This is a genomic window from Bradyrhizobium sp. 40, assembly GCF_023100925.1.
In the GTDB taxonomy this organism is placed as follows: Bacteria; Pseudomonadota; Alphaproteobacteria; order Rhizobiales; family Xanthobacteraceae; genus Bradyrhizobium.
This window is the reverse complement of record NZ_CP064688.1, coordinates 4,786,545-4,812,821: the sequence shown is the minus strand read 5'-3', so window position 1 is coordinate 4,812,821 and position 26,277 is coordinate 4,786,545. Positions and strand designations below refer to the sequence as shown.

24 protein-coding genes are annotated in these 26,277 nt (G+C 62.9%); 6 read left to right on the top strand and 18 right to left on the bottom strand.

Annotated elements, in window-relative coordinates; all coding sequences use genetic code 11:
- Positions 1-8 precede the first annotated feature (8 nt).
- The 13 genes from IVB40_RS23395 to IVB40_RS23335 form a co-directional block, all read right to left on the bottom strand.
- Positions 9-2,912: a flotillin family protein gene (locus IVB40_RS23395; protein ID WP_247816458.1), complete on the bottom strand. Its 2,904-nt coding sequence runs from the start codon at positions 2,910-2,912 to the stop codon at positions 9-11.
- A 25-nt stretch (positions 2,913-2,937) separates the two neighbouring features.
- Entirely contained in the window at positions 2,938-3,771 is an 834-nt protein-coding gene (locus IVB40_RS23390) for a phosphoenolpyruvate hydrolase family protein (RefSeq protein WP_247282346.1), read from the bottom strand.
- A 3-nt stretch (positions 3,772-3,774) separates the two neighbouring features.
- Positions 3,775-5,988, bottom strand: a complete 2,214-nt coding sequence (locus tag IVB40_RS23385; protein ID WP_247816457.1) for an ABC transporter permease — start codon at positions 5,986-5,988, stop codon at positions 3,775-3,777.
- Positions 5,981-6,763: an ABC transporter ATP-binding protein gene (locus IVB40_RS23380; RefSeq protein ID WP_247816456.1), complete on the bottom strand. Its 783-nt coding sequence runs from the start codon at positions 6,761-6,763 to the stop codon at positions 5,981-5,983. The genes IVB40_RS23385 and IVB40_RS23380 overlap by 8 nt, the downstream gene beginning before the upstream one ends.
- The gene (locus IVB40_RS23375) at positions 6,756-7,889 is read right to left on the bottom strand and encodes a branched-chain amino acid ABC transporter permease (protein WP_247816455.1); all 1,134 of its coding nucleotides are present in this window, start codon (positions 7,887-7,889) and stop codon (positions 6,756-6,758) included. Before IVB40_RS23375 ends, IVB40_RS23380 begins: the two co-directional genes overlap by 8 nt.
- A 1-nt stretch (position 7,890) precedes the next feature.
- On the bottom strand, positions 7,891-8,901 hold the full coding sequence (locus IVB40_RS23370; protein WP_247359669.1) for a branched-chain amino acid ABC transporter permease: 1,011 nt from the start codon (positions 8,899-8,901) through the stop codon (positions 7,891-7,893).
- A gap of 200 nt (positions 8,902-9,101) precedes the next feature.
- On the bottom strand, positions 9,102-9,929 hold the full coding sequence (locus tag IVB40_RS23365; protein ID WP_247816454.1) for an AraC family transcriptional regulator: 828 nt from the start codon (positions 9,927-9,929) through the stop codon (positions 9,102-9,104).
- Positions 9,930-10,058: 129 nt separating this feature from the next.
- Complete coding sequence (locus IVB40_RS23360) at positions 10,059-11,309, bottom strand: ABC transporter substrate-binding protein (protein WP_007593010.1); 1,251 nt, start codon at positions 11,307-11,309, stop codon at positions 10,059-10,061.
- 339 nt (positions 11,310-11,648) lie between these two features.
- Positions 11,649-12,614 carry an ABC transporter ATP-binding protein gene (locus tag IVB40_RS23355; protein ID WP_247816453.1) on the bottom strand — a complete coding sequence of 322 codons (966 nt, stop codon included), beginning with the start codon at positions 12,612-12,614 and terminating at the stop codon, positions 11,649-11,651.
- Entirely contained in the window at positions 12,611-13,585 is a 975-nt protein-coding gene (locus IVB40_RS23350; protein WP_247359666.1) for an ABC transporter ATP-binding protein, read from the bottom strand. Before IVB40_RS23350 ends, IVB40_RS23355 begins: the two co-directional genes overlap by 4 nt.
- Before the next feature lie 3 nt (positions 13,586-13,588).
- A complete protein-coding gene (locus IVB40_RS23345) occupies positions 13,589-14,434 on the bottom strand; it encodes an ABC transporter permease (protein ID WP_247819583.1) in 846 nt (281 codons plus the stop codon).
- 11 nt (positions 14,435-14,445) lie between these two features.
- Positions 14,446-15,390 carry an ABC transporter permease gene (locus IVB40_RS23340; protein ID WP_247359663.1) on the bottom strand — a complete coding sequence of 315 codons (945 nt, stop codon included), beginning with the start codon at positions 15,388-15,390 and terminating at the stop codon, positions 14,446-14,448.
- A gap of 79 nt (positions 15,391-15,469) precedes the next feature.
- The gene (locus IVB40_RS23335) at positions 15,470-17,011 is read right to left on the bottom strand and encodes an ABC transporter substrate-binding protein (RefSeq protein ID WP_247359662.1); all 1,542 of its coding nucleotides are present in this window, start codon (positions 17,009-17,011) and stop codon (positions 15,470-15,472) included.
- Between the two features lie 240 nt (positions 17,012-17,251).
- Between IVB40_RS23335 and IVB40_RS23330 the strand changes: the two genes are divergently transcribed.
- On the top strand, positions 17,252-18,208 hold the full coding sequence (locus tag IVB40_RS23330; protein WP_247816452.1) for a MurR/RpiR family transcriptional regulator: 957 nt from the start codon (positions 17,252-17,254) through the stop codon (positions 18,206-18,208).
- 148 nt (positions 18,209-18,356) lie between these two features.
- On the opposite strand, the gene IVB40_RS23325 is transcribed toward IVB40_RS23330, so the two are convergent.
- The 3 genes from IVB40_RS23325 to IVB40_RS23315 form a co-directional block, all read right to left on the bottom strand.
- On the bottom strand, positions 18,357-18,632 hold the full coding sequence (locus IVB40_RS23325; RefSeq protein ID WP_027569328.1) for a hypothetical protein: 276 nt from the start codon (positions 18,630-18,632) through the stop codon (positions 18,357-18,359).
- A 429-nt stretch (positions 18,633-19,061) separates the two neighbouring features.
- Positions 19,062-19,394, bottom strand: a complete 333-nt coding sequence (locus IVB40_RS23320) for a hypothetical protein (protein WP_247816451.1) — start codon at positions 19,392-19,394, stop codon at positions 19,062-19,064.
- A gap of 277 nt (positions 19,395-19,671) precedes the next feature.
- The gene (locus IVB40_RS23315) at positions 19,672-19,956 is read right to left on the bottom strand and encodes a hypothetical protein (RefSeq protein ID WP_247816450.1); all 285 of its coding nucleotides are present in this window, start codon (positions 19,954-19,956) and stop codon (positions 19,672-19,674) included.
- A 393-nt stretch (positions 19,957-20,349) separates the two neighbouring features.
- Here IVB40_RS23315 and IVB40_RS23310 point away from each other — a divergent pair, with 393 nt between their 5' ends.
- From IVB40_RS23310 to IVB40_RS23300, 3 genes are all read left to right on the top strand, one after another.
- Positions 20,350-20,796: a hypothetical protein gene (locus IVB40_RS23310; RefSeq protein ID WP_247816449.1), complete on the top strand. Its 447-nt coding sequence runs from the start codon at positions 20,350-20,352 to the stop codon at positions 20,794-20,796.
- 446 nt (positions 20,797-21,242) lie between these two features.
- Complete coding sequence (locus IVB40_RS23305) at positions 21,243-21,518, top strand: hypothetical protein (protein ID WP_027569331.1); 276 nt, start codon at positions 21,243-21,245, stop codon at positions 21,516-21,518.
- A 265-nt stretch (positions 21,519-21,783) separates the two neighbouring features.
- Complete coding sequence (locus IVB40_RS23300; RefSeq protein ID WP_035962339.1) at positions 21,784-22,536, top strand: outer membrane beta-barrel protein; 753 nt, start codon at positions 21,784-21,786, stop codon at positions 22,534-22,536.
- Positions 22,537-22,614: 78 nt separating this feature from the next.
- On the opposite strand, the gene IVB40_RS23295 is transcribed toward IVB40_RS23300, so the two are convergent.
- Both IVB40_RS23295 and IVB40_RS23290 read right to left on the bottom strand, forming a co-directional pair.
- Positions 22,615-22,821, bottom strand: coding sequence for a hypothetical protein (locus IVB40_RS23295; RefSeq protein WP_081747942.1), 207 nt, complete (start codon positions 22,819-22,821; stop codon positions 22,615-22,617).
- 169 nt (positions 22,822-22,990) lie between these two features.
- Positions 22,991-23,374 (bottom strand): hypothetical protein, encoded by a 384-nt coding sequence (locus IVB40_RS23290; RefSeq protein WP_247816448.1) that lies wholly within the window; start codon positions 23,372-23,374, stop codon positions 22,991-22,993.
- 346 nt (positions 23,375-23,720) lie between these two features.
- Between IVB40_RS23290 and IVB40_RS23285 the strand changes: the two genes are divergently transcribed.
- A complete protein-coding gene (locus IVB40_RS23285) occupies positions 23,721-24,809 on the top strand; it encodes an AI-2E family transporter (protein WP_027569334.1) in 1,089 nt (362 codons plus the stop codon).
- Between the two features lie 155 nt (positions 24,810-24,964).
- Positions 24,965-26,173 carry an acetate kinase gene (locus tag IVB40_RS23280; RefSeq protein WP_247816447.1) on the top strand — a complete coding sequence of 403 codons (1,209 nt, stop codon included), beginning with the start codon at positions 24,965-24,967 and terminating at the stop codon, positions 26,171-26,173.
- Positions 26,174-26,277: the final 104 nt, after the last annotated feature.

Genomic DNA, 26,277 nt, shown 5'->3' with positions numbered 1-26,277 from the left:
GTGCCACCTCAGCTCTTCTTCCGGGGGCTGCGCTCGGGGGGCGGCTCCCCGTCGGGCGAGGGCACAGCAGCTGGCTTCTCGCCACCGCCACTGTCGCTGCCCTTGCGTGCGGAGTCCTTGATGCCCTGCATGTCGCGAGCTTCCCGGATCAGGCCTGGCATCTTGGCGAGGCTGCCACCTTCGACGCCGATGTCCGCCAGAAGCGAGTCGATCAGCGGCGCCTGGACGCGGTAGCGCAGCGCCGAGTCGATCACCTCGTCGGTGGCGCTACGGCCGCCATTGCCACCATGGCCGTTGCCGTTGAGGCCATCGACCTGAAGGATGCGGATGCCCTCGATCTTCTCCATCGGCTTGACGCTCTCGCGGACGATACCCTCGATGCGGTCGAGCAGCTTTCTACGGAACAGCGAGTAGCGTGCCTGGTCGGTCAGCACGTTCTCGGCCTCGTTGAGCATACGCTGCGCCTCGGCCTCGACTGCAGCGCGGATCCGTTCGGCTTCCGCGGCAATTCGCGTTTCCTCGGCCTGCTTCTCGGCGATCAGGATCTCCACGGTCTTACGGCGCTTCGCGATCTCGCTCTCGCGCGCGGTAATGACGCGCTCGGTGGCTTCAGTGGCATGCACCCGCGCTTCCTCGGCCGAGGCCTTGGCCGCAGATTCTTCGAGCGACTTCAGGTGAATGGCAATCGCCTTCTCCATCAGAACGGTCTCGACCTCCTTCTCGCGATTGATTTCAAGCTTGCGCAGCTCGCGCTCGCGGCCGATGCGGGCCTCGTCGAGGCCGCGATCGGAGGCAATGCGGGCGCGGTCGACCTCTTCACGCGCGGCAATCTCGGCTTCCTGAAGCGACTGGACACGGGCGACTTCGAGTTGTTCGATCGAACGTCGCCGTTCGATTCGCGCCGCCTCCAGCGCTTGTTCGCGCGAGACGTCCGTGGTCTCGATCTCCTTGCGCGCGACAATCTCGGCCTGCCTGACCTGGCGGTCGGCGTCGATGCGCTCGGATTTCTTGGTCGAGAGCGCAATGACGCGGTCCTCGTCCGCGATCTCGATCGCCTTCTTGTGCTCGATGTTGAGGACTTCGCGCTTCCTGGAGGAGGTGATGCGCTCGGCTTCTAGCGCGAGATCGACGCCGATGCGCTGGCGCTCGATGGTGTCGCGACGCTTCAGCTCGGCGGCCTCGAGCACGGCTGTGCGCTCGATCTCGAGCGCACGTGTGTCACGCTCGGCCTGGATACGCTCGGCTGCAACGGATTTCTCCTGCGCGATCCGGGCGGCTTCGATGGCTTCGCGTGAGGCGATGTCGGCTTCCTCGACGGCGCGGTTGCGGGCGATCTCCAGGGAGCGCACGCGTTCTTGCTGAGTGATGCGGGCAGCTTCCGTGGCTTCGCGCGCGGTGACCTCTGCGACTTCCAGCGTCTGGTTGCGTTCGATCTCCAACTGCCGCGTATTCTGCTCGACTGCGATGCGCTCGACAGCGAGCCTGTGCTCGCGGGCGATGCGCGCCGCCTCGACCGCGCGCTGCGCCTCGATCTCGGCTTCCTGGATGTTACGCACCTGCTGGATCTCCAGCGCACGGGTGCGCTCATCGGATGCGATGCGCTCGACATTGACAATCATGGTCTGGGCGATGCGGGCCTTTTCGGTCGTCTCGCGGGCAGCGATCTCGGCTTCGTCCACGGCGCGGGTCCGGTCGATCTCGCGGCGCCGGGTCTCCTCTTCGTTGGCGATGCGGGCGTCGGTCACGACGCGGTCCTGCTGGATACGCGCTTTCTCGATCGCCTCGCGGGCGGTGATCTCGGCTTCCTCGACGGTCTGCATCCGCTCGATTTCGCGCTGGCGCACCTCGCGCTCGGAAGCGATGCGGCTGGTATCGATCGAGCGCTGGTTGGCGATCCGGGCCTTCTCGATTTCTTCCCGTGCGAGCAGTTCCTTCTCCTCGATGGTGCGGGTGCGCTCGATCTCCCGCTGGCGGGTCTCGCGCTCCGAGGCGATACGGGCTTCGGCGATCGCCTGGTCGTTGGCGATTCGCGCCTTCTCGATCGTTTCACGGGCGGAAATCTGCGCCTGCTCCGCTTCGGTCTCGCGCAGGGCCCGCTCGCGCGCGACCTCGGTGCGTTGCAGGGCGCGGCGCATCTCGATGTCACGCTCCTGTTCGAGGCGCGCCGTCTCGCTTTCGCGCTCGATCTCGAGCGCCTGCCGCTCGGCCTCCAGGTTGCGAGAGCGGATCTTGATCATCGAATCCTGCTCGATGTCGTTGCGCAGCTTGCGCTTGGCCTCGATATCCTCCATCAGGCGGGTCAGACCTTCGGCGTCGAAACGGTTCGAGGGGTTGAAGAATTCGAGATCGGTCTGGTCAAGATCGGTGATCGCGACTGACTCCAGCTCGAGTCCGTTCTGGGCAAGTGCCTCGGCCGCGTTCGCCTTGAGGCGGGCGACGTACTCGCCGCGTTGCTCATGCATCTGCTCGAGGGTCATCTCCGAGGCAACGGACCGAATGGCCGAGATGAATTTGCCGGCGAGGAGGGCGTGGAGCTGTTCGGGCTCCATGGTACGGCGGCCGAGCGTGGCAGCCGCGATGGACACGGCTTCGCGAGTCGCCTGGACTCGGACATAGAAATCGGCCTCGATGTCGACGCGCATGCGATCACGGGTGATCACGGCGTCCTGCCGCGAGCGCACGATGCCCATCGGCTGCACGTTCATGTTGACCGGCGTGTAGTCGTGGATGAACGGCAGCACGAAGGCGCCGCCGTTGATCACAACGCGCTCGCCGAGCAGGCCGGTACGAACGAATGAGGTCTCCTTGGACGAGCGGTGATAGAGCCAGTTCACGATGTAGACGCCGACCACGATCACCACGACGGCGACGATCAGCCAAAGGATCAATTCACCGACCAGAGTCCCTGACATGTTTCTCTCCCTCGACCTTTCGGCGTTATCGCGCGCCGATCGCCTTGAATTTGCGAACCTGATCCGTCAGCGCCCGTTCGACCGGCAGCCGCTCCATCGAGGAGGCGCCGTAGAAGCCGTGGCAATTTCGTGTGTTCCTCATGATGAAATCAGCATCGTCCGGATCGGAGATCGGTCCGCCATGAGCGAGCACCAGAATGTCCGGATTGACGCCGAGCGCGGCGGAGGCCCAGGTGTCGATGTGCGCCGGGCAATCCGTCAGCTTGAGTGCGGTCTGCGCGCCGATGGTGCCCCCGGTCGTCAGGCCCAGATGACAGACGATGATATCCGCGCCCGCGATCGCCATCGCGGCGGCTTCCTTCTCGCTAAAGACGTAGGGCGTCGTCAGCAGGTCCTTCTCGCGTGCCTTTGCGATCATGTCGATCTCGAGCGCATAGGACATGCCGGTCTCTTCGAGATTGGCGCGGAACACGCCGTCGATAAGGCCGACGGTCGGAAAGTTCTGCACACCGGCGAAGCCGAGCGTTTTCAATTGGTCCAGAAAAAGATCCATGTCGCGGAACGGATCGGTCCCATTGACGCCGGCGAGCACTGGCGTCCTGGTCACGACGGGCAGCACTTCGCCGGCCATCTCCAGCACGATGGCGTTGGCGTCGCCGTAAGCCATCAATCCCGCGAGCGAGCCTCGGCCGGCCATTCGGTAGCGGCCGGAATTGTAGATGACGATGAGGTCGACACCGCCGGCCTCCTCGCATTTGGCCGAAAGGCCGGTGCCGGCGCCGCCGCCGACGATGGGCTCGCCGCGCCTTGCCATGTCGCGGAAGCGCTTCAACAGTGCAGCGCGTTCAAACCGGGCCATCGGTCACCTCGCTAGTCTCCGGCGCGCCCCAGTGCGGCCGAACAGTGTTCGGAACGCGCTGACAATGGTGGAGGCGAACTCGGGGTCATTGATGTTCTTGGGAACGCGGATGAGCTGACGATTGGCGGTCTGCCGCACGTTGCGCTCAAGCGTGCGGAACAGCGCCGCATCGGTGTCCGGATCCCAGAACGGCTGTCCTCGCGCGTCGAGCGCGGAGACGCCGCCCTCGGGCAGGAAGAAGCGCACCGGGCCGTCCATTCGGTTGAGTCGATCGGAGATCCAGTGCGCCATGCGCTCGTTCTCCTCCGCCGTGGTCCGCATCAAGGTAACCTGCGGGTTGTGGACGTGGAATTTCCTGCCGCGGTAGCGCTCCGGGATGGTCTCGGGCGCGCCGAAATTCACCATGTCCAGCGCGCCCGCCGAGCCGACATAAGGCACCCGGCTGCGGATGATGGCGCCAAAGCGGTCGTCGGTGGCCGGGAACACGCCACCCATCAGGAGGTCCCCGACCTCCGTGGTCGTGAGGTCGATGACGCCTGCGAGTTGCCCGGAATCGACGAGTGCTTCCATTGAGCGCCCGCCGACGCCGGTGGCGTGGAAAACCAGACACTCGAAATCTTCGCGCAAGTCGGCCGCGATCTTCTGCACCGCCGGCGTAGTGACACCAAACATGGTGATGCCGACCGACGGCAATCCGCTGTCGCTCCGATCCTTTCCTGCATGCTGATCAAGGCGCGCCTTGACCATGCCGGCCAGCGCGTTGGCGCCGTTGGCCAGCACGGCGCGCGAGATGGAGTTGAGGCCCTGCACGTCGGCGACCGAATGCATCATGGTGATGTCCGCGGGGCCGACATAGGGCCCGACGTCACCGGAGGCGACGGACGAGATGATAAGTTTCGGCACTCCGACAGGAAGAGTCCGCATACCGGGCGCGACCAGTGACGCTGCGCCCGAGCCGCCGGCCGAAATCACGCCGGCAACATTGCTCTGGCGCCGCAGCCAGCTGGCGAAGGCCTCGGCCATCGCGGTGACGGCGGCGCCGCGGTCGGGTCCGAATACCGCCGATCCGCCGCGACCATGGTTCAAGGCGATCTCCTGGGCGGAGACGTCGCTGGTCGCGTGCCTGCCGCTGGTGGAGACATCGACCAGTCGGGTTCGCAGGCCGGTCCCGGCGATGATGTCGCGGATGAAGCGGAGCTCGGTGCCCTTGGTGTCGAGCGTACCGACGACGAGCACGACCGGAGAGCCCTGCGTTTGTGCCGCGACCGGTTCGCGCCGGCGTCGTGCCGCCTCGTCGAGACGCATCACCTGTGTCGAGAACGTGCGGGCCGCGGCCTCGATGCGGGCGATCGGCACCGGTTGCGACCAGCGTGTCGGCGGCGTCGGGTTGGACATGTAGATGCGGATCGCGCCGCCTGGCCGCGTCTGCTGCGGAGAAGGCTTCGGTTCCGTATCCGCCGGCGGCACGTCGAGGTCGAGCTCGAGTCCGGCGTGCATTCCGACACCGAGCAGGCGCTGCTGCAGTTCTCGATCGGCGGCAAGCCGCACCGAATCGATGATGCGGTTGACGCGGCCGTTGACCATGATCGCGACGTTACGCGACACGGCCGTCGCCACGCCGATATTCTGCTCGATCACGAGCACGGACATCTCGCCGTCCTCGCCAAGCCGTAGCAGCATCTCCTCGACCTGGGCCACGATGACCGGCGCGAGCCCCTCGGTGGGCTCGTCCATGATCAGGAGCCGCGGGTTGGTCAGCAACGCGCGGGAGATCGCAAGCATCTGTTGCTCGCCGCCGGAGAGCTGGCCGCCGCCGTGATCCTTGCGCTCGGCCAACCGCGGAAACGTCTTGTAGATGCGCTCGACCGTCCAGGCGCCGCGGCGCAAGCCGGCGGCAAGCTGCAGATGCTCGCCGACACTGAGCGAACGCCATAGCCGCCGTCCCTGCGGAACGTAGCCGACGCCGAGTCGAGCTATGTGGGCAGGCGGCTGTCGGGTGATGTCATCGCCGCGGATGCGGATCGAGCCGCCGCTGACCGGCACCAGCCCCATGATGGCCTTGCACAGCGTGGTCTTGCCCATGCCGTTGCGGCCGACGACCGAGAACACGCCGACCTCGAGCGTCAGGTCCACGCCCTGCAGCGCGTGCGAATGGCCGTAATAGACGTCCAGGCCGCGGACTTCGAGCGCGGCGGCGGTACGGCGGACCTCACTCATGGCCGCCTCCGAGGTAAAGCTCCTGCACTTCGGGATCGGACTCGATCTCCTGCGGACGGCCTTCCTTGAAGATCCGCCCGTTGTGCATCATTGTGACGCTCTCGACGACGCGCAGGGCCACGTCCATGTCGTGCTCGATGATGATGTAACCGATATGCGCGGGCAGGGAGGTCAATATCTCGATCAGCTCGGCACGCTCGGTCGGCGACAGCCCCGCGGCGGGTTCATCGAACAGGACGAATCGCGGCGCGCCGGCAAGCGCAAGTGCAATCTCGAGCTGGCGCTGCTGGCCATGCGCGAGCTCGGCAACGCGCTGATCCTTCACACCCGAGAGATGGACGGCCTGCACGAGATTTTCGGCCGCGTGCATCAACGCATCGTTCTGACCGGGGCGGAGAAACGAGAAGCGCCCGCGTGAGACGCCCCGGCAGGCGAGGTAGACATTGTCCTGGACGGTGAGGCCGGGAAACAGCGCGGAGATCTGGTAAGTCCGGCGCAGGCCACGGCGGATGCGCTCATAGGGCGGGAAGTGCGTGACGTCCTCGCCGAAGAAGCGGATGGTGCCACTAGAAGGTGGGAAGTCGCCGGTGATGCAGTTGAACAGCGTGGTCTTGCCGGCGCCGTTGGAGCCAAGCACGGCGCGCCGTTCGCCGGGGCGGACGGTAATAGTGATGTCGGTGAGTGCCGCGAGCGCGCCGAACAGACGCGTCACGCCGCGCAGCTCCAGCGCCGCGCCGGCGCCCACGACAGAGAGGCGGTGCGCGACGCTATCCATGGCGGGATCCTTGGGTGGTTCCTTGGCCAGAGTCTCGGCCAAGTTCTCGGCCATGTCGTCCACTTGAACTTGCCGCGCCGGAGCGTTGGCGGCGCCGCCAGCTCTGCCAGAGCCCGATGACGCCGTCGGAGGACCAGAACACGATGGCGAGGAAGCCGAGGCCGATCAGGAGCCGAAAGCGGTTGCCGTCGAGCCCCAGCTTGACCAGGAAGTCGAGTGCGAAGGTGCGCAGCAGCACGAAGATCAGCGCGCCGATAAAGGGTCCGACGGGGCGCGTGATGCCGCCGACGATCGCGATGATGAGGATATCGATGCACGCTCCAACGCTCACGGATCCCGGCGAAATCTGCCGGTAGTTCCAGACCTGGAGTACCCCAGCCAGCGCCGCGACGAAGGACGCGAAGGCGTAGGCCGCAACGCGATGCGCATTGACGTTGAAGCCGAGCGCTGCCATGCGGCGGGGATTGTCGCGTACGCCTTGCAGCGCGAGGCCGAACGGCGCGCGGGAGATGTAGTCCACGGCGAAGTAGCACAGCGCGGCTACCGCGAGGACGATATAATAGAAGGGAATGTCGGCACGCCAGTTGACGCCCCAGAAATGCGGCGTGGCAATGGTATTGATGCCGGTATGGCCGTTGAAAATCGCCCAGTTCTGGTTGGTGAAATAATAGAACGCCGCGCCGATCGCGAGCGTGATCATGATGGTGTAGATGCCCTCGGTGCGTACCGCCAGCGCGCCGCCGAGCGTGCCGAAGATGGTCGCGAGCGCGAGCGCCATCGGGACCGCAAGCCACCACGGCCATCCCAGGCTGATATTGGCGTTGCCGCTGACGCCAAACACCGCGACCATATAGGCGGAGAAACCCGCGATGGTGAGCTGCATCAGGCTGACCATGCCGCCATAGCCGGCAAGAAACATCAGACTCAGCGCCATGGTTCCAAGGATCAGCGTGGTCGCAAAGATCTCGATCAGGAAGAAGCCGTTGGCGATCAGGGGCATGATCAGGAGAATGGCCGCGACGGTCCAGGCCGCCGGATTGTCGATCTCCGGCCATCCGCGCAATCTGGAGCGTTGCACAGCAGCGGTGGGACGAACCGGGACGCGGGCGTCGTGAGCGAGGGACATGTCAGCGCCTCGCCAACAGGCCCTGCGGCCGAATTGCCAGCACCAGAACCATGATCAGGAAGGTCACGACGATGGCGTAGGTTGGGATGTAGACCGAGCCGAGCTGCTCGGCGAGGCCGATGATGAGCGCGCCCAGCGCAGCCCCCGGGATCGAGCCCATGCCGCCGACGATCACGACGACGAGGGAGGCGAGCAGGAAGCGGATATCCTCGCCGGGCGAGAGCGACTGGAACGTTCCGCCGACGACGCCGGCGACGCCGGCGAGGCCGGCGCCGAGCGCAAACACCACCACGAAAACGAGTTGGATCCGCACTCCGGTCGCCGCCAGGATGTCGCGATCGTCGACCCCGGCGCGGATGATCATGCCGATGCGCGTGCGGTTGAGCGCCAGCCACATCGCCACGCCGATCACGACGGAGGCGGCGAAGATCACGAGTCGGACCATGGGATAGCGGAGATAGACCGGCTCGCCTGAGGATTTGACCGCGGTGACCAGCGGAAGCTCCACGGGTCCGATCAGCCAGTTCGGAGTCTGGATCTGATAGAAATCGCCGCCACAAGCCCACAGCATTAAATCGGCGAATACGATCGAGAGTCCGATCGTCACCATGGTCTGGCGCAGGTCCTGGCCTTCCATGCGGCGGAAGACGAGGACCTGGAGCAGGACGCCGACCAGCGCCGTCAGGATGAAAGCGACGATGAAGCTGAGGACCCATGAGCCGGTCGCGGCGCTGATGGCGTAGCCGACATAGCCGCCGAACAAATAGAGCGAGCCGTGTGCGAGGTTGACGTTGCGCATCAGGCCGAAGATCAGCGTAAAACCGCTGGCGACGAGGAAATAGAGACCGCCGAGTGTGATGCCGTTGAAGAGAGCGTTGAGGAAGACCCGCTTGCGGCCGAACGCATCTTCAACGCCCTGCGGCCAGACCGCGAAAATCAGCCAGAGTCCTAACGCGATCGCAATGATGACGATCAGTGCCCAGGCGGGATGGCGTTCGACAAAGCGGGTCATGATCGCCGCTCCGTCTTCACGTCACCCCATCTCCCGCCCCGCAAGCGGGGCGGAGGGGCACGCAGACCGTTGCCGGCCGCAAGCCCTGCCATGCACGTGCGCTCCCTATCGCGCGCGATCCTCGTTTCGGGACCGCGTTTGGCGCATCCTAATGCGGCTGTAAGGGAGGCGCTTGATCGTGAGTATCTTTTCGCGTGGCCTCAGGCGCGCAAAACCTTGGCCGCGCGGCGATAATCGGTCGGCGCCATGCCGACATTGGCGGCGAAGAAGCGGGTGAATCCGCTCTGCGACGAGAAGCCGAGATCGAAGCCGATATCGGCGATCGGCGCTTCGCTCGCCACCAGCGCCTCCAGTGCCTGCTCCATCATCAGCGTGTTGAGATAGAGGTGTGGCGTGACGCCGGTCTGGGTGCGGAAGAGCCGGTAGAAATGCGGCCGCGACAGGCCGGATTCGCGCGCGATGGTGTCGAGCTCGATCTCGGCGCCAGGACTCTCCGACATCATCTTGATGCATTTGCGAACGCGAAAATCCGTGACGGAGCCGTTTGCGCGTGGATCGCGCGCGGTCGCCGCCTGTTGCCAGCTTTCGTCGTAACAGATGTCGATCAGGCTTCTCAGCTCGCCATCGAGGCTGTTGAGCGAGGGAGCGCCGCACACGAGGGCGGCTGCGTGCCTGATATGCTTGTCCAGCGCAACGGACCGCGTGAACTGGGTGCGGCCGAAGCGCAGGCGGTCGGCGCCGGGCGCATCGGGCGCAAACCACTCGGCATTGACGTAGAGCACGAAGAAAACGGCGCCGCCTTCGAGATCGGACGGCAGGAAATTATGCGGCTCCCACGGATTGATCGCGACGACGGAACCTTCGGTGAGCTCGTAGCGTCCGTCGCTGACATCGATGCATGCGGAACGCCCGCCGACATGGAAGATCAAATGACCTTCGCGATGTGCGTGGATGTTGAAAGGGCGGTTCAACTGATAGACCGTCGCCCGACCAAAGCGGCCGTGGAAGACGGCGAGCGCCCGGCTCATGCCTCTCCTCCCAAAAGCTCTTGTATTTTTTGGTAGCGTTCAACAACCGGGGAGAGAATGCAAGGGCGCACGTGTCGCGCTTCTGGCAAATCTCTCCCCGGCCGGTCATCGTTCGCGAATGAGACTAGGTCAGTATTTCTTACATTCCGGTACTGTGCGGCTCGGTAAACCGATTTTGGCGAACACCGCGGGATCGTAGCCGAGCGTTTGGTTGACGTTCGGGATCACGTTCACGACCTTTGAGAACAGCGCGCCCTTGCCGTCGTCGACAACCTCGGTGACGAAGTTGGTGCCGATCGCCTGGCGGTTGGAGTCCAGCTTGATCTTTCCGTTGGGTGCGTCGAGTTCGATCTTGGCAAGGGCCTCCTTGTACTTGGCTTGATTGTTGGAGAGATCTCCGTTGACCTGACGCAGCGCCAGGATCAGCGCCATTGTCGAGCCATAATAGTTGGTGGCGAGCAGCGATGGGCTCGGGAAGCGCTTGTTGGGCGGGAAGGCGTCCTGATAGTCCTTCACGAACTTCTGCCAACTCGGGTTCTCCCAGGTATCGGCCTGGCCGCTCGCGGCCAGCGTGCCAATCAGGGCATTCTTGGCGTTTCCCTTGGACGACAGGATGGTCTGGTCGATCATGATCGACCCGCCCATCAGATGCGCCTTGCCGCCGGCCTGCTGGTATTGGTTCAGGAAGTTGACGGCGTCGGCGCCGCCGAGGCCGAGATAGATTGCGTCGACGTCGTCGGGCAGTGCGGCGATAACCGAGGCAAAGTCCTTGGTGCCGAGCGGCACCCATTGCCGGTTGGTGACCTGTCCGCCAGCACCGCAGAACTCGAGCACGAGGCCGAACACTTGCGTATAGATGAAGGAGTAGTCTTCGCCGACGGTCGCGATCTTGCGATACTTCTTTTGGTCATAAGCGTATTTGCCGAGACCCACCTGCCATTGCGCGCCGTCCATGTTGTAGCGGAAAAAGTTCGGAGCGGGATCGACATAGGTCGTTTCCTGGGCCCCGGAGGCGGCATTGATGAAGGTCAGTTCGGGATGGGTCTTTGCAAAATTCTTGACCGCGATGCCTTCGTCGCCAGAGAGCGGCGACAGCAGGATCTGTACCTTGTCCTGCTCGATCAGCTTGCGCACGGCTCGCACGGCGGAGTCCGGCGTCGCGTCGGTCGAAGCGATGACAAATTCGAGTTCCTTGTCGCCGACCTTCTTGCCGAGCACGTTGAGGGCCGTCTGGAAGCCGCGGATACCGTCCTCGCCGAGCACGGTGTAGGTACCTTCGAGCGTCGCGGTGACGCCGACCTTGATCTTCTCCTGTGCGAAGGCGGTGCCCGAAAGTAACAGGCTGCTCAACGCGATCAGTCCTAGACTGCCTTTCAACATTGCTCTCCTCCCAGGGCGTTCTTGTCGCTGTTTTTCACCGCGCCCTGACGCGTCCGCCGCGCGATGCGGCGTTCGGACAAGGCCAACGGTTCTTGAAGGGAGGCTATCCGAACTCGGATGCAGTGCACGTGTCGGAGCCGTGGGCGGCTTAACGGGCAGTCTCATTTTGAATGTTGCGTCGCGATTAACATCGCGGTGCAACAGGCGTCAGGCTTCCCGAATTGGCACCCGCCAGCCGCATGGCGGTTGCGACTGCGGCCGCGTGAACAGGATCGCTCGAATAGAGGAGAAATCAATCGTAGGCGTTGCGTGATTTCGCCCGCGCGCGGCACTCGCTGGTTATACGTTGTGGCAAGCGATTGTCCTACCGTCCGCGCCGGCAGATCGAAGTTGTGGCACATCGACGAGACAGCGATCGCTGGCCATTGGACAGCGGGGCGCATATGCACAACCGCGCGGTCGCGTGAAGAGACTTGGCGGTTCACCCATTTCGATCGCGCCCTGGATCCGTTTCGATGGATCGGGCTTCGGAATTGCTGCCACCAACGCGCGCGTATAGGGATGGAGCGGATAATCGAGGACCGTCCGCGTCCCGGCCTGCTCTACGATCCGGCCCATATACATGACAGCAACGCGGCTGCTGATCTGTCCGATCACGCCAAGGTCGTGCGAGATGAAGAGCATCGACAGTCTCAACTGGTCACGCAGATCCATCATCAGATTGAGCACCTGCGCCTGCACGGAAACGTCGAGGGCCGAGACCGGCTCGTCGGCGACGATGATGGACGGGGTGGGAAGAATGGCGCGTGCGATTCCGACCCGCTGCCGCTGCCCGCCACTCAGCTCGTAGGGATAGCGAGCGGCGAAAGAGGGGTTCAACCCGACGGCCGTTAAGGTGGCAGCTATGGCTGCGCTTCGCTCGGCGCGGCTCTTGAAGAAGCCGCTGATGTCGGCCGCCTCCGCCACCGAATCTCCAATAGCGCGCCGCGGGTTGAGCGATGCATTGGGATCCTGGAAAACCATTCGAACGCTTAGACGCTTCTCACGGAGGCCGGAGCCGCCGGCTCCGATCAATTCGGTTCCCTTCAATTTGATGTTGCCGCTGTCGGGCTGGACCAGCCCGACGAGGGTGCGGCCCAGCGTGGTCTTGCCGCAGCCGGACTCGCCGACAATCCCGAGGACCTCGCCTTGGGCCAGCGACAGCGATACACCGTCCACCGCCTGCACCCGATATTTCCGACCGGCTCGCCTAGCACTGAACGAGACCATCATGTCCCGGACGTCGAGGATGGCATTGCCGCTCATGGCAGCTCCCCGCCGGCCAGTGGAAATGCGCAGAGCACCTCGTGCCCTTGGGAGGCCTCCAGGCGAGGCGGGGTCGCCACGCGGCACTCATCGCGTACCGCTGCGCAACGCAAGGCAAACACGCAGCCAGCAGCGACCGAACCTGGCAGCGGCGGCTGACCAGAAATTGTAGGCAGCCGGCGCGCGCCGGAATTTCGCGACGGCATGCAATCCATCAGTCCGCGGGTGTAATGATGACGGGGTGCGCCGAACAGCGCATCGACTGCCGCAGTTTCCACAATCCGGCCGGCGTACATGACAGCAACGCGATCGGCGAGCTGCGCAATGACCCCCATGTCGTGGGTGATGAACAATATCGCCATATCGAGCCGATTGCAGAGCTCGCGCAAGAGCCCGAGAATCTGAACCTGTATGGTGACGTCCAGCGCGGTGGTCGGTTCATCGGCGACCAGCACCTGTGGCCTGCAGGCCAGCGCAATCGCGATCATGACCCGCTGGCGTTGGCCTCCGGACAACTGGTGTGGATACGCGGACAGCTGCATTTTGGGGTCGGGCATGCGGACCAGTTCGAGCAGCTCGCGAGCGCGGACGAGCGCCGCCGCGCCCGAAATTCCCTCATGTACGCGTACGGCTTCGGCGATCTGATCGCCGATCCGACGAACCGGGTTGAGTGAGGTCATCGGCTCCTGAAAGATCATTGCCATGCGGCCGTGGCCGGCTTCGACACGTTGCCAGGGCTGCAGCTGCGTTACGTCGCAGCCCTCCAACAGGACCCGCCCGGCCCGGACCCGGGGACCGGGCTGCGGCAGCAATCCCATGACTGCAAGCGAGGTCATGCTCTTTCCACAACCGGACTCGCCGACGAGACCGAGGATCTCGCCCTTGGCCAATCCGAAGGACACGCCCGCGACGATGTCGACCGGCGCGGTTTCCGTCCCCACTGACACCGTAAGGTCGCAAACTGTCAGCACGGCCTAACCCTTCTCACCGAAGACTTGACGGAACCGCGGATCGAGTCGATCGCGCAATGCATCGCCGACCAGGTTCAGAGAAAATGCGGTCGCCACGATCATCATGCCCGGGAAGAAGAGCAGCCACGGAGCGCGCGTGATGAAAGTCCGCGATTCCGCCAGCATATTGCCCCAGCTCGGAATGTCCGGCGGGGCGCCGAGGCCCAGGAAGTCGAGTGAAGCCGCGCCGAGCTGCGCGAACGCGAAGACGAAGCTGGCCTGCACGAGAAGTGGTGAGACCAGGTTCGGCAAGATGTGCCGAGTGATGAGCCACGCCGCTCCGGCGCCCATGCTGCGAGACGCCTCGACGTAGGTTTCCGCGCGCAAGCGCAGTGTCAGTCCATAGACGATGCGGGTCGTCGTCGTCATGTAGCCGATCCCGATGGCCAGAATGACGGTGGCCACACTCGGGCTCAAGATGACAATCAGGCCGAGTGCGAGAAGCAGAGTCGGGAAAGCCATCAGCACGTCGACTATGCGCATCAGCAGGTGCCCCAGCCGCGGGAACAGAGCGGAAAGTACGCCGGCCGGAACGCCGGTCGCGAGAGCGAAGACGACCACGCCGGAGCCGATCAGAAGTGCCATGCGTGCTGAATGAATGGTGCGCGACAGGGTATCCCGGCCGAATTGGTCGGTGCCGAACCAGTGGGTCACGTTCGGGGGCGTCAGGCGGATCAGGGGATCGATGGCATACGGATCGTAAGGCGACAGCCAGGGTGCGAATACGGCGGCGAGCACAGTCGCCAGAAGAACCCCGAGCCCGGCCAGCGCGATCGGGCGGGCGACAAACGGCTTGAGCCACAATGTCACGCTGTTGCTGCTCATTGAAGTTCAACCCGCGGATCGAGCAGACGATAGCTCAGATCGACGATCAGATTGATCAGGAGATAAACCACCACGATGACCAGGATGACGCCCTGGATCACAGGGTAGTCTCGGCGAAGGATCGACTGAACGACAAGGCGGCCGATGCCGGGCAGGGCAAACACGGTTTCGGTCACCACCGCTTCGGACAGCAGCGCGGCGAAGGTGAAGCCGAATGCCGACACGACCGCCAGGAGTGCATTACGCCAGATGTGGCGGCGCACGACCTGCCACGGCCGGATTCCCTTTGCACGGGCCGTGCGTACATAGTCCTCCCGGGAGACGTCGAGCATGCTGGCGCGCGTCAGCCGCAGGATCAAAGCGGCATTCGGAGCCGCAAGCGCCAGGCTTGGGAGGACGAGATAGCGGAGATTGAGGACACCACCTTCGAAGATCGACGGATAGCCGGAGCTCGGAAACCAACCAAGCCAGGCCGCAAAGATTAGGATCAGATAGAGCCCGACCCAGAACGTGGGTATCGAGGCCATCAGCATCGCCCCGCCGGACAATCCCTGATCGAGCCACGTGCCGTGCCGGACCGCCGCAATCATGCCGATCGGCACCCCGATGACCGCAACCCAGATCATCGTCATGGTGGCGAGCAAAGTGCTGGTCTCGGCGCCATCGGCAATTACCGACAGCACGGGCGCCTGGAAGAAGATCGACCGCCCGAGGTCGCCCTCGAGCACATGGCCGGCCCAAGTGAGATATTGCAGGATAATCGGTTGGTCGAGACCGAGCTGGTGTCGCAAGGCGTCGATCTGGTCGGGGGTCGCGGTGTCACCGAGCAGAACATAAATCGGGTCACCCGGCACGATATGGATGAACGCGAAGATGATGATGGACGCTGCCAGCAGCGTCACCGCCGTCGTTGCTGCGCGCTTGAATGCGTAAGACCACATGTGATTGAGCGCCTGGTCAGCTGCAACGATGCGCGCCGGCGCCGGCGCTCGACAGTCTTCGCGGCCTCATTGCCCGTCCTTATTTCGTGGACACATTCCAGAACACGGGGCCGTTTGGGTTGAGCCCCTTGAGCTTGGGAGAAGCAATGTCATAGGTGTAGGCATCGCCTACTTTCATCACCGGTACCTGCTCATAGATCAGCGACTGGATCTTGCCCCAAGTCGACTTGCGCGCGGCTGGATCGGTCGTGTTGATCAACTCAGCTCTAAGTGAGCCGATCTCGGGGCTGTCCCACCAGCCGGGATAGCTCGCATTCAAGAACGTGAGCAGCAGCGGGTCGGGCGCGAAGGAATGGTGGGTGACGAAGATGTCCCATTGTTCCGGCTGGCCGCGCATCTTCAGAAGGGTCGCCCAATCGACGACCATCATCTGAACATTGATCCCGGCGTCGGCCAGCTGGCGGGTGAAGACGGAGGCTTCGTCATAGTGTGCCTGGTAGTTCGTCGAGACCAGCAGGCGGATCGGCGTCCCCGTGTAGTCCGCCTCCTTTGCGAGCTCCTTGGCCTTCTTCGGGTCGTGCGCACTGTAATTGGAGACGCCTTCGCTCGAGTACCAGGGTGTGCCGTTTGGAAAGATCGATCCTTCGGCAGTCCATAGGTCCTTGGGACCGAAGGCGACGCGCAGCGCCTGCGACTTATCCAGCGCGGTCTGGATAGCGCGACGGAGCTTGTAATTGTCCTTCAGGATTCCCTGCTTCGAGTTCATGAAGAACAGGCCGAAGATCGGCGCGTTGGTACGCTGCACCTGAACCGATGGATCTTTGCTCAGGGACTCGTACAGATCACCGGAGATCATTTCCGCATAGTCGTAGTCGCCCGCCTGCACGCCGCTCACGCGCGTTCCGACGTCAGGCACCGGAATGAACCGGATCTTGTCGAAGCTCGCAACGCGGGCGCCGGCGAAGCCGTCACCCTTTTCCTTCACCGGCTTGTAGCCGTCGAACCTCTCCACCTCGACATAGCGGTTCGGCCGCCACTCCACGAACTTGTAAGGCCCGGTGCCGATATAGTCCTTTTGCTCGATCGGCCGGTTCCCCGCTTTGGCGGCTATGTCTTCCGGATAGATCGCAAGACCGCCATTGACGTCCGCAATGAGAGCCTTCCAGGCGCCGTTCGGCGCGGACAATTTCAGGGTGACTTCATACTGTCCGGTGGCCTCGACCGACGTAGCCGCCGCCATCAGGAGCTTGCCGCGGGCACCGAAACTGCCCCATCGCGTCATCGAGGCGGCCACGTCCTTGGCGGTCATCTCCTTGCCGTTGTGGAAGAGGACACCTTCGCGGAGCTTGATGACGATGGTCCGACCGCCGTCTTCCGTGCGATCGCTCTCGGCCAGCAGCGGACGCGGCGTATAGGTCGAATCCAGCGCATACAGGGTCTCGAAGATGTGGCGGCCGATGACCGATGCGACGTCGGCTGTCGTCAGCATGACATCGAGCGGCGGCGGTTCTCCGATGGTGGCTTCGCGCAGCAGCGTGGCGGCATTGGCCTGTGCAAGCAAGAATGACGCGGTGGCCAGCCCCACGACGCCACGCATCAAGACACTTGGACCGTATCTCATGATCGCCCTCCCGCCTTGCTGACCGCCTGCTTCCCGGTGCAGGGGATGTGCCTTTCAGCTGTTGAGCTGATGGCACGCTATTGCTTGTTTGAAAGTTACATACACAATTTGGCAATTATCAAGCGGAAAATGCTGTTATTGATGGGGCATGTCGATATACGTTTGGTCGATGCTGAAGATTTCTTACGGCAGCTTTAGTGCCAAGGGCGCAGGTGGATCTGACCTGGGGAAGGGCAGGCAATGGCGCGTGCAAAGCGAAATCATCCGGCGAGAGCCGTTGGTGCAGCGATCTCGAAGCCGCCGGGCGACGACAATGTCGTGGCCGGCGACATCATCTCCCTCATCAGGCAGAGCGCTCCAAGCCTCAGCCCGTCGGAGCAGCGCGTTGCCACGGTGCTGCTGGCCGATATGGAATTTGCCGTTCACGCCAGCAATTCCGAGTTGGCCCGTCGGGCGCGCGTCAGCGAGCCGACGGTAACCCGGTTCAGCCGCTCCGTCGGTTGCCGGGGCGTCCGCGATCTCAAGGTGAGGCTGGCTCAAGCAATGGCGGTTGGGCGGATTTACGTTGAGCCTCCCCCGCATCTCGGGACCGATCTGGCACGCCCCGCGCTCTGGCGGTCGGTGTTTCAGGAAATTCGTCGTGCAATTGCCGCTGCCGAGGAGGGACTTCGCAAGGACGACATCGAGAGGGCTGCCGAAGCGATCTCCCGCTGTTCGAAGCTTGCTGCGTTCGGGGTGGGGGGCGGTTCCACTCTTGCGGCGGCGGAAGTTCAGAACCGGTTCTTTCGTCTTGGGATCGCCGTCTCGCATGCCTCCGATCCGAGCTTGATGCGCATGATCGCCGCGACTTTCGGGCGGGATGACGTCGTCGTTGCCATCTCGACCACCGGTGCGGCGAACGAAGTGATCGAGGCAGCCACTATCGCCAAGCAATACGGCGCCTTGGTCGTCGCAATCACCAAGCCGCAAAGCAGGCTGGCTTCAATCGCCGATATTGCGCTTGGCGTGCACGTGCCCGAAGCGCCAGACGCGCTTAAGCCGACGGCGTCGCGCTATGCATTTCTCGCCACCATCGATCTGCTCGCAGCGTCAACCGCCTATTGCAAGCCGCTCGAAGCCCAGGCACGCATGCGGCGGATTAAGTACGAGTTGCTGAAGGGGAGCGACGGGGACGCCAAAGGGCCGCTGGGAGACTGAAAAATCTAAGGTGGCCAACGAGGATTTGGTCGGTACATCGCCGCTCGCACGTGGCAACGCCAATCGCGCTCCGAAACCTGATCCGCACATCCTGCCGAAAAAAAATTATCTGGCAGGATGCGATGTGCGGAGCCGGCAACGAGGGCTGTCAGCGGCAGACGTAGCTGCCATTGACCAGAACGCGGACACATGCCGTGCCGACAGCGGCTGCACCGACTGCCGCGCCGCCGACGACCGCGCGCCTGGTGGTGCGCCGTGCTACGCCGGCGACTGATACGGGCGTCAAGGGCCGCCCGACTCGTGCTTCAGCCCGGCCGAGCGAGAGCGAAAGGCCTTCCTCCGCCGACCAGTCGATCGAGCCGGACACTCCGAGGGCGACCACGGCAACCGCGAGTGATAGCTTTGTGACCAAACCACGCTTCATGATAGTCTCCGCCTGTGAGAGTGAATTTGGATCGCTCCACGGACTGGCGCTCGGACCATTGATCAAGATCAAGGAACCGTCGAAATCGTGAAGCTGTTAAGCGAAAGCGAAACACCAGAACGATTCAGTCGGGTTCGGGTACATGCGTCACCCTTTTCGCCGCTTTTTTACTTCTGTATGCAGAGCGGCCTCAGTTTCTCGTCGCTGCTGCGCGCTTTCGCGTATTCCATCAGCGCCGTCCGGGCTGCTTCGCAACGCTCTGCGCTTGAAATTCTTGTGTCGATATGACGGCGCCATTCGCGACGTCAAGCCAGCCGATGACGACCAGAACATAGGTCATGGTATCCTCCCCTCAGCCGTCACCTCCTAAGCGCAGATTAGCGCGAGAGGCGGCTTAATGAGCGCCGCCCATCGCGCCATCATAAAGCTCTATTGGCACACGTACATGATGCCTTCGCCGCCCTTCACCAACGAGCCTGGGACGCAACCGATGCCGTTGCGCGCCGCATAGTCGGTCCAGCCGCTATAGCCGTAGCTCCACGGTCCGGTAAAATAATAGGCTCGCACCGCGTACCAGGGCAGACCGTCATTCGTGTAGTAGTGACCGCGATAATAGGGAGTGACGTATAATCGCGTCGCCGCTTGCGCCTTGTCGACCTGCAGCGAAATTCCGCCTTGGTCGTTCCAGCCGATGGACAACGTCGTGCCGCATACGAGGACGGCGACGGCAGCGGCAATCTTCCTTGCGCTCGCTGAGTTCATGGACCTTCTCCAAAAATGAACTTCAACGTCATAAGACCAACGCAGCACCAGGGCCGTGGCTTGCTTTAGATCAAGGGATTCAACAAATCGCATCTGCTTCGTCTTCGATTTTACCGGGTCAAGTTCGGATCGCGTTAAGGGAATCTGGATGACGACGCTTTGACGTCGAGTGCAGCCCGCCGGGTCGCATCGGAAAGCATGCTGTCACGTGGTGCGCCGGCTCTCTCCACACTTGAGCCAAGTATGCCATCGTGCGAACGCTTCTCGCTCGAATGCGTCAGGCCGTCGGTGACAAGCTCCGAGACGGCATAACGCGTTTGGATCTGCTCTTCATCATTTCTGCCGGCGTAGGCTCGTGTTGCGCCGCGACCAATTGGTTGAAGGCGAAGAATAGCCGGGCGGTGATACCGCCTTTCCATCGGTGCTCATCAGGAAGCGCCTCGGCCGCCAGGCGTGACCAGCTTCTTGCCTCGGCCATCCAGGCCGTTTGGTTTGCCGGATCCTCGCTTGCAAGCTGCCGGCAAAGTGCTGCACGCGAGCTCAGTTCGAATTGGCTCATCATCGGCCCTTCCTGCCAGAAGCTCGATGTACGCGGTGAGAAATCTGCCTTGCCTGCTGCATCTCTGCAATTGCCCTCCCGGCCATCGTACCAAAGGGCATGTCACTGACACTGACCAAGCCGTGCGGCACTACGCGAGGCCGCGTTTGGGACAATTCAATTCGTTGATCTGGCTCAAGCGAAGCCGCGTTCGGACGCGGTGAACATTAGCCTTGCTGCAGCGTGCATGCGCTTACCGACGAAGTGCCGCCATGCCTCAGCAAGTGCTTCACCAGGGGCGCGCCGCAGCTGACGCAACGGCGGGTCGATTTAGGTGCCACGTCCATGCAGGTTGCATTGCTGCGCCAATTCTGCCGCCGTGGGCCGTTGCTTGCCAGACGGAGATCTGCGGCGGCAATGGCGCTGACGATGCCCATCTCACGATATCTGTTCTATGTCGGCGGTACGTTGCTCGCGATGCTCTTCGTTGCGGATGCCCTGGTGCCGGATCGGTCTGCCGTACGCGGTGAAGCTGCGCGCTCCGCCACCATCCGCATCCATTCCGATTGGAAATTGCCGGAGCGGGTCGTTCTCGACACGAGCCGGCCCACGATTGTCGCAACCGACATCGCCAAGGTCGAGCTTGGCGCCCTGCCGGGCGCCGACTTCCAACTGACGCGCGTTCGCGAGGCCTTTGCTCAGCTCGGACCGCTCGATGCCGAACGACCGCCAGCGCGTTCGTCGGCAAAGGCTGATGCGAAGCCGCAGCGTCAAAACAAAATTGTGAGGAGGCACATCGAAAAAAATATCCGGCTCGTCGCGCGGCCGCCGCAGTACGGTTGGTTTGGTAACCAGGTTTGGTGAGCGTCTCCGATGGTCGCATCTTCGGAGTGGGGCGCCCGCCATGATACTGTCAACGAGCGCACGTCGAGGCATTGCCCAATCAAACGTCCTCAAGATCGGGAGTAACTGACATGAGTGAAACGTTAAGGTCTGGACGGGTCGATCGTCGCGAGGCTTTTTCGTTGCTCGGATGGGCCGCTGTACTCGGATCGGCGACATCCGGCACGTTCCTGTTCGGAACAGAAGCGCCGGCGCAGACGATCGGCATGGAGCGACGCCAGGAGAGGCGGGGAGCCCGCCACGAGCGGCGTCAGGAACGGCGCACGGGGCCAGACTGAACGCCGTCAGGAAAGGCGGACAGGGCGCACGGAGCGCCGCGAAGAGCGGCGCAACTAGGACGTCACATGATCTTACCGATCTTCATTTGCCGACAGATGTCCGCTTGATTGAGATCCGGAAGCTGGCGGATGCCGCAAACCTGGTACGTCACGTTCGAGGTGCACAAGCGCGGGACCTTGCCGAAGCGGCGAAGTCCCCGGGAAACGCGCACATTCGAGAGCGAAGCCGAGGCGCGGACCTTCGCGCGAGAGAAATTCAACGAGGGATTGATCGTGTTCGCAGGCACGCTCAATCCCTTTTTGCCGCGACGGTTGATTCCCTCGAGCGACATTCCGTCCTGGATCGAGCAAGGCCGAGGCGACGAGATTACCGGCCCCGATGCCAAGCGCGACCCGGAGAAATAGGCGGGCCATCACGGTGGTTGATGCGGATGACTGGAGGTGACTCGGAGCGGACGGCTGCCTTTCGGCCAATTCGGATACTGGCGCAAGTCGTTCGACTCCGCGGGCGAGGCAAACCGAAGCCTGGTTCGAAATGTCTTGAGTGTTGCCATTTTGGCACGTGGAGTTTGCGGCCTCGCCCGTAGAGTTTCAGCTGGAAGTTGGGGGATGATTGCAATGCAACAAGCCGCCGTTCGAGCAATCAAAAAGCGGCTGGCAAGGAGAGAGCATGATGAAAAGACTTCTGCTGACAACAATTGGCCTGGTGGCGTTGGCCATGGGACCCGCCATGGCTGCCGATATGGCCGTGAAGGCGCCGCCTCCGGCACCGATTATTCCGATCTACAATTGGACGGGGTTCTACATCGGCGGCAATGGTGGCTGGGCGCAGAACCACAACTGCGTGGATTTCCTTGACGCGGCCGGCGTCGCCGTCGCTTCCGGCTGCCGCGATCGATCCGGTGGCGTCATCGGTGGCCAGCTTGGCTATCGCTGGCAGGCCAGCCAGTGGGTGTTTGGTCTGGAGGCTCAGGGCGATTGGGCGGATCTCAGTAACCAGCGCGTCAGCCTGTTCGATCCGACGCTCTCCACGCGCGCCAAAACGAGCGCCATCGGCCTCTTCACCGGCCAGATCGGCTACGCCTGGAATGCGTCACTGCTCTACGTGAAGGGCGGCGCGGCGGTGACAGACAACCGGCTGAGCGTCCTTGATACTGCGTCCGGCGTCGAACTCGCCGCGCAAAGTGCGACCCGTTGGGGTGGCGTCATTGGTGTTGGATTCGAGTACGGCTTCACCCCGAATTGGTCGGTGGGGCTCGAATACGATCATCTGTTCATGGGGCACCGGAATAATTCGTTCACGGTCGCCGATCCGCGCCTTGCCGCTTTTGTGAACGACCGGATCACCCAGGACGTCGATATGCTCACCGTGCGCTTCAACTACCGCTTCGGCGGGGCCAACCCGGTCGTCGCAAGGTACTGAGCTCTCCAGGGTCTGACGTCTTCAGGGGGCCGGCAGTCATGTCGGCCCTCATTTTTGTGGCCGTACCGCGCAAGCCGGTCAGCGCCTGTCGGCGCGATCGACCGGACCGCCGCGGTTGGTCGGAGTGCCGGGCCGCACCGCTTCCCGTGCGGCAGCGCGCGCGACGGGACGCACTCCCAAGACGACGCCTGGCCTCGCGACGCAATGCGCCGGATAGTCCACGTTTTGGCAGTATATAATGACGTTGGCGCTTTCAGGACTCGCGAGAACCAGCTCGGTCGTCATGAATGCAGCTGTTAGTCGATGCGCCTCCTCTGTTCGAAACCGCAAGTCGATGTCAGCGCTCCTGCCTGCGAGCTGATCCAGGTCAATGAAGGTATCGCGCTCGCGCTGCCATTGCGCGTTGCGCCACGGCGACACCAGGCGCGCGTGCTCGAGAGAATCCGAGGCAAATCTACCAGCCGGAATAGTAGCTCCGCCTCGCGTAGTAGCCGCCATAACCGCCATAGCTTCCGTAGGCGCTGTAGGCACTGGGCGGACAATAATCATAGCCGTATCCTCCGCCGTAAGAGGAGTATCCGCCGCCGTAGTAGGGATATGCACCATAGTAGCCGGAGCTTGCGATCGCGCCACCGACGACCGCCCCCGCGACCACTGCGCCGGCGCCCCAGCCACGGTAGCCTCTAGATCCGTAACCTCTGTAGCCATATCCGACGCCGCGATACCCCAAGCCACGATAGCCCAATCCCGCTCCGCGGTAGCCTCCGCCCCATCCGCCGCGATAACCCCAGCCTCCGTAGCGCACTTTCACCACGTCGTTATCAAGCGTGGCTCTCATCGCGCCAACATTGGTGGGCAAAGGCGCTGCTTCGCTTTCGGGCACGGAAATCATGGCGCTCGCGACAGTAACAATTGCTGCAAATGCCCCTTTGATGAACCTCATCATGTCCTCCACCTGGTTGAAATCTCGACTGACCGGCGAGGGAGGGATTCCGTCGCGCCGGCCGCATGACCGTGCATATGAAATGTTGCGATCGTTACAGTGTTTGAGGCCAAGCGTGAGCTGAACCCGCCCGGACTTCAGCTGTAGGAGAGCCGCGACGCTTGATCTGGATCAAGCCAGCTGAGCGAGAGCAGGGGGCTAGTTCGCCTCAGCATGCGCGGCATGAGCTGAAGGCGAGTCCGTGAAAACACTCCGCCAGATATTCTCCGGAGACGAGATCATCCAGCTTCTCATCCGGCTGGGGTTGCTGGGGCTGTTGCTCATCTGGGCGCTCCTCCTGGTCCGCCCATTCGTGCCCATATTGGCCTGGAGTGTCGTGCTTGCCGCTGCCCTTAATCCGGTGTTTCGGCGCCTCAGTGACATTCTCGGTGGCCGACCGAAGCTTGCAGCAACGATCCTTACTCTCGTCAATCTTGCTGTTGTGATCGGACCCGCGACCTGGCTGGGCATGGGCGCGGTCGACGGGATCACCGATCTTGCCGCCCAAATGACGGCTGGCGAACTGCACGTGCCTTCGCCGCCGCAGTCTCTCAAGGATTGGCCCGTCATCGGCCCTCAGCTCTTCGATCTCTGGGACCAAGCGACGACCAATCTCCGATCGCTCTTGCGCGCTGTGGTGCCCTACCTGAAGCCATTCGCGGCGACTCTGCTCGGATTTGCAGGCAATGCCGGGGTAGGTACGGTCAAGTTTCTGCTGTCGGTGGCGGTGGCCGGGGTGCTGTTTCCGTATGGACCTCAGCTCGTGGGGGCGGGGCGCAGCTTTCTGTCGCGCGTCGTGCCCGACCAGAGCGAGCACTTTCTCGACCTGGCAGGTGCCACGATCCGTGCTGTGGCCCAAGGCGTGATCGGCGTCGCCATCATCCAGGCATTGCTGGCGGGCATCGGATTCAAGCTGGCCGGCATCGCCAGCGCGGGGCTGCTGGCATTTGCGGTGTTGTTGTTGTCGATCGTGCAAATAGGCGGCGCTATTGTCATCCTGCCGGTCATCATCTGGATCTGGACCGACAAGGAATTTCCGATCGCGCTCCTGCTGACGGTGTTTTTCGTGATCGTTTCGGTTCTCGACAACATCCTGAAACCACTTGTCATGGGCCGCGGCCTGACCACGCCAGCGCTCGTGATCCTGATCGGGGTGATCGGAGGAACCCTCTTCCATGGGATCATCGGCCTCTTCATCGGACCTATCATCCTATCTGTGGTCTGGGAGCTGACGGTGGCCTGGATTCGTACCGAACGTGCCGTGCCGGCGAAACTGGCGATCGAGCTTTGACCCATATCAATTCGACCGAGCCTTTCAGGTAAAGCGATACAACCACGAGGTCGGAACGTGGTGGTGGAAATGCCTGACCCGCCTGGTCCAGCTGCTGTGGCCGCCGGTGCTGATGCAGGGCTTCGACATGCTCCGACGAGTGCGACGTGAGTGCCATGGATACTATCCTTGTCATCGATGCCGGCTCTTCCCGCCTCAGGTTCCGGATCTATTCGATCGAAGGAGAAGGAAGCCTGCGGCAACAGATCAAGGGACGGATCGACGGGATCGGGCGTTGCCCGCGACTGCAAGCGAGCAGCGCCGGCGGCGATCCGCTTGCCAATCGCGCCTATCCGATCGACGCAGTGCCGGATATTCCGGCCGCACTGAACATTGCAGGTACCTGGTTGCGGGATGAGCTTCATATCAGCCCCATTGCTATCGGGCACCGCGTCGTTCACGGCGGTGCAGAGCATGACCGGCCGGTCCTGATTGATCATCGGATCCTGGCGCGCCTGGAAGGAATGACCGCGTTGGCGCCGCTTCATCTGCCGCATAATCTGGCGCCCATACGATCGATCCTGACTGACTTCCCAACGCTCCCGCAGGTCGCCTGCTTCGAGACCGCATTTCATCGAGCCCATGCTGCGGTGGCCGATCACTACGCGATCCCTCGTGGGCTTCATGCCGAGGGCGTACGGCGCTATGGATTTCATGGCCTCTCCTACGAATACATCGCGAAGACCTTGCTCAGGGTTGCGCCGAAAATCGCGATGGGACGCGTGATTGTCGCGCATCTCGGGAGCGGGGCATCAATGTGCGCCCTCCATGGAGGACGGAGCGTCGAGAGCACCATGGGCTTCACCGCGATTGACGGACGGCCGATGGAAGCGCGACCAGGGCAGATCGACGCGGGGGTTGTGCTCTATCTCATTTCGGAGAAGGGAATGGCGGCGTCCAGGGTGCAGGAGTTTCTCCACGGGGATTGCGGGCTGAACGGCCTCTCGGGCCTCAGCGGCGATATCCGTCAGCTCGAGGCAAGTGAAGATGTCAGCGCGAAATTCGCGATCGACTATTTCGTTCACTGGGTCGGGCTTAACGCCGGTATGCTCTCAGCTGCGTTGCAGGGGCTCGATGCGTTCGTCTTCACCGCCGGGATCGGCGAAAGCTCCGCGTCGATCCGTTTGCGCGTGGCGGAGCGGCTCGCATGGCTCGGTGTCGAGCTTGATGTGGCGCAGAACGCGCGGCAATCGCAGCTGATATCGTCTTCAGCGAGCCGCATTCCGGTTTACGTCGTGCCGTCCGACGTGGATCTCATGATCGCGAGACACACGTTGGCGCTGCTGATGAACAGCAGCGCGACAGCATCAAAGGGGGCATCGTGATCGGTTCTGCTTGATCGGGGTTGCAGTCAAACGTAGAGAGCTTTGGTGGTCGGCGCTTGCCGGATCATCGGACGACTTCTTCGATGTCCGCGCTAGGAGTGCGC

Coding starts and splice junctions, on each gene's coding strand:
- IVB40_RS23375 (WP_247816455.1), bottom strand. CDS start 7,889: ATGTCCCTCGCTCACGACGCCCGCGTCCCGGTTCGTCCCACCGCTGCT.
- IVB40_RS23355 (WP_247816453.1), bottom strand. CDS start 12,614: ATGAGCGGCAATGCCATCCTCGACGTCCGGGACATGATGGTCTCGTTC.
- IVB40_RS23340 (WP_247359663.1), bottom strand. CDS start 15,390: ATGTGGTCTTACGCATTCAAGCGCGCAGCAACGACGGCGGTGACGCTG.
- IVB40_RS23370 (WP_247359669.1), bottom strand. CDS start 8,901: ATGACCCGCTTTGTCGAACGCCATCCCGCCTGGGCACTGATCGTCATC.
- IVB40_RS23385 (WP_247816457.1), bottom strand. CDS start 5,988: ATGAGTGAGGTCCGCCGTACCGCCGCCGCGCTCGAAGTCCGCGGCCTG.
- IVB40_RS23305 (WP_027569331.1), top strand. CDS start 21,243: ATGCCGCAAACCTGGTACGTCACGTTCGAGGTGCACAAGCGCGGGACC.
- IVB40_RS23390 (WP_247282346.1), bottom strand. CDS start 3,771: ATGGCCCGGTTTGAACGCGCTGCACTGTTGAAGCGCTTCCGCGACATG.
- IVB40_RS23365 (WP_247816454.1), bottom strand. CDS start 9,929: ATGAGCCGGGCGCTCGCCGTCTTCCACGGCCGCTTTGGTCGGGCGACG.
- IVB40_RS23280 (WP_247816447.1), top strand. CDS start 24,965: ATGGATACTATCCTTGTCATCGATGCCGGCTCTTCCCGCCTCAGGTTC.
- IVB40_RS23315 (WP_247816450.1), bottom strand. CDS start 19,956: ATGATGAGCCAATTCGAACTGAGCTCGCGTGCAGCACTTTGCCGGCAG.
- IVB40_RS23310 (WP_247816449.1), top strand. CDS start 20,350: ATGGCGCTGACGATGCCCATCTCACGATATCTGTTCTATGTCGGCGGT.
- IVB40_RS23300 (WP_035962339.1), top strand. CDS start 21,784: ATGATGAAAAGACTTCTGCTGACAACAATTGGCCTGGTGGCGTTGGCC.
- IVB40_RS23325 (WP_027569328.1), bottom strand. CDS start 18,632: ATGAAGCGTGGTTTGGTCACAAAGCTATCACTCGCGGTTGCCGTGGTC.
- IVB40_RS23380 (WP_247816456.1), bottom strand. CDS start 6,763: ATGGATAGCGTCGCGCACCGCCTCTCTGTCGTGGGCGCCGGCGCGGCG.
- IVB40_RS23295 (WP_081747942.1), bottom strand. CDS start 22,821: ATGACGACCGAGCTGGTTCTCGCGAGTCCTGAAAGCGCCAACGTCATT.
- IVB40_RS23335 (WP_247359662.1), bottom strand. CDS start 17,011: ATGAGATACGGTCCAAGTGTCTTGATGCGTGGCGTCGTGGGGCTGGCC.
- IVB40_RS23360 (WP_007593010.1), bottom strand. CDS start 11,309: ATGTTGAAAGGCAGTCTAGGACTGATCGCGTTGAGCAGCCTGTTACTT.
- IVB40_RS23290 (WP_247816448.1), bottom strand. CDS start 23,374: ATGAGAGCCACGCTTGATAACGACGTGGTGAAAGTGCGCTACGGAGGC.
- IVB40_RS23320 (WP_247816451.1), bottom strand. CDS start 19,394: ATGAACTCAGCGAGCGCAAGGAAGATTGCCGCTGCCGTCGCCGTCCTC.
- IVB40_RS23395 (WP_247816458.1), bottom strand. CDS start 2,912: ATGTCAGGGACTCTGGTCGGTGAATTGATCCTTTGGCTGATCGTCGCC.
- IVB40_RS23330 (WP_247816452.1), top strand. CDS start 17,252: ATGGCGCGTGCAAAGCGAAATCATCCGGCGAGAGCCGTTGGTGCAGCG.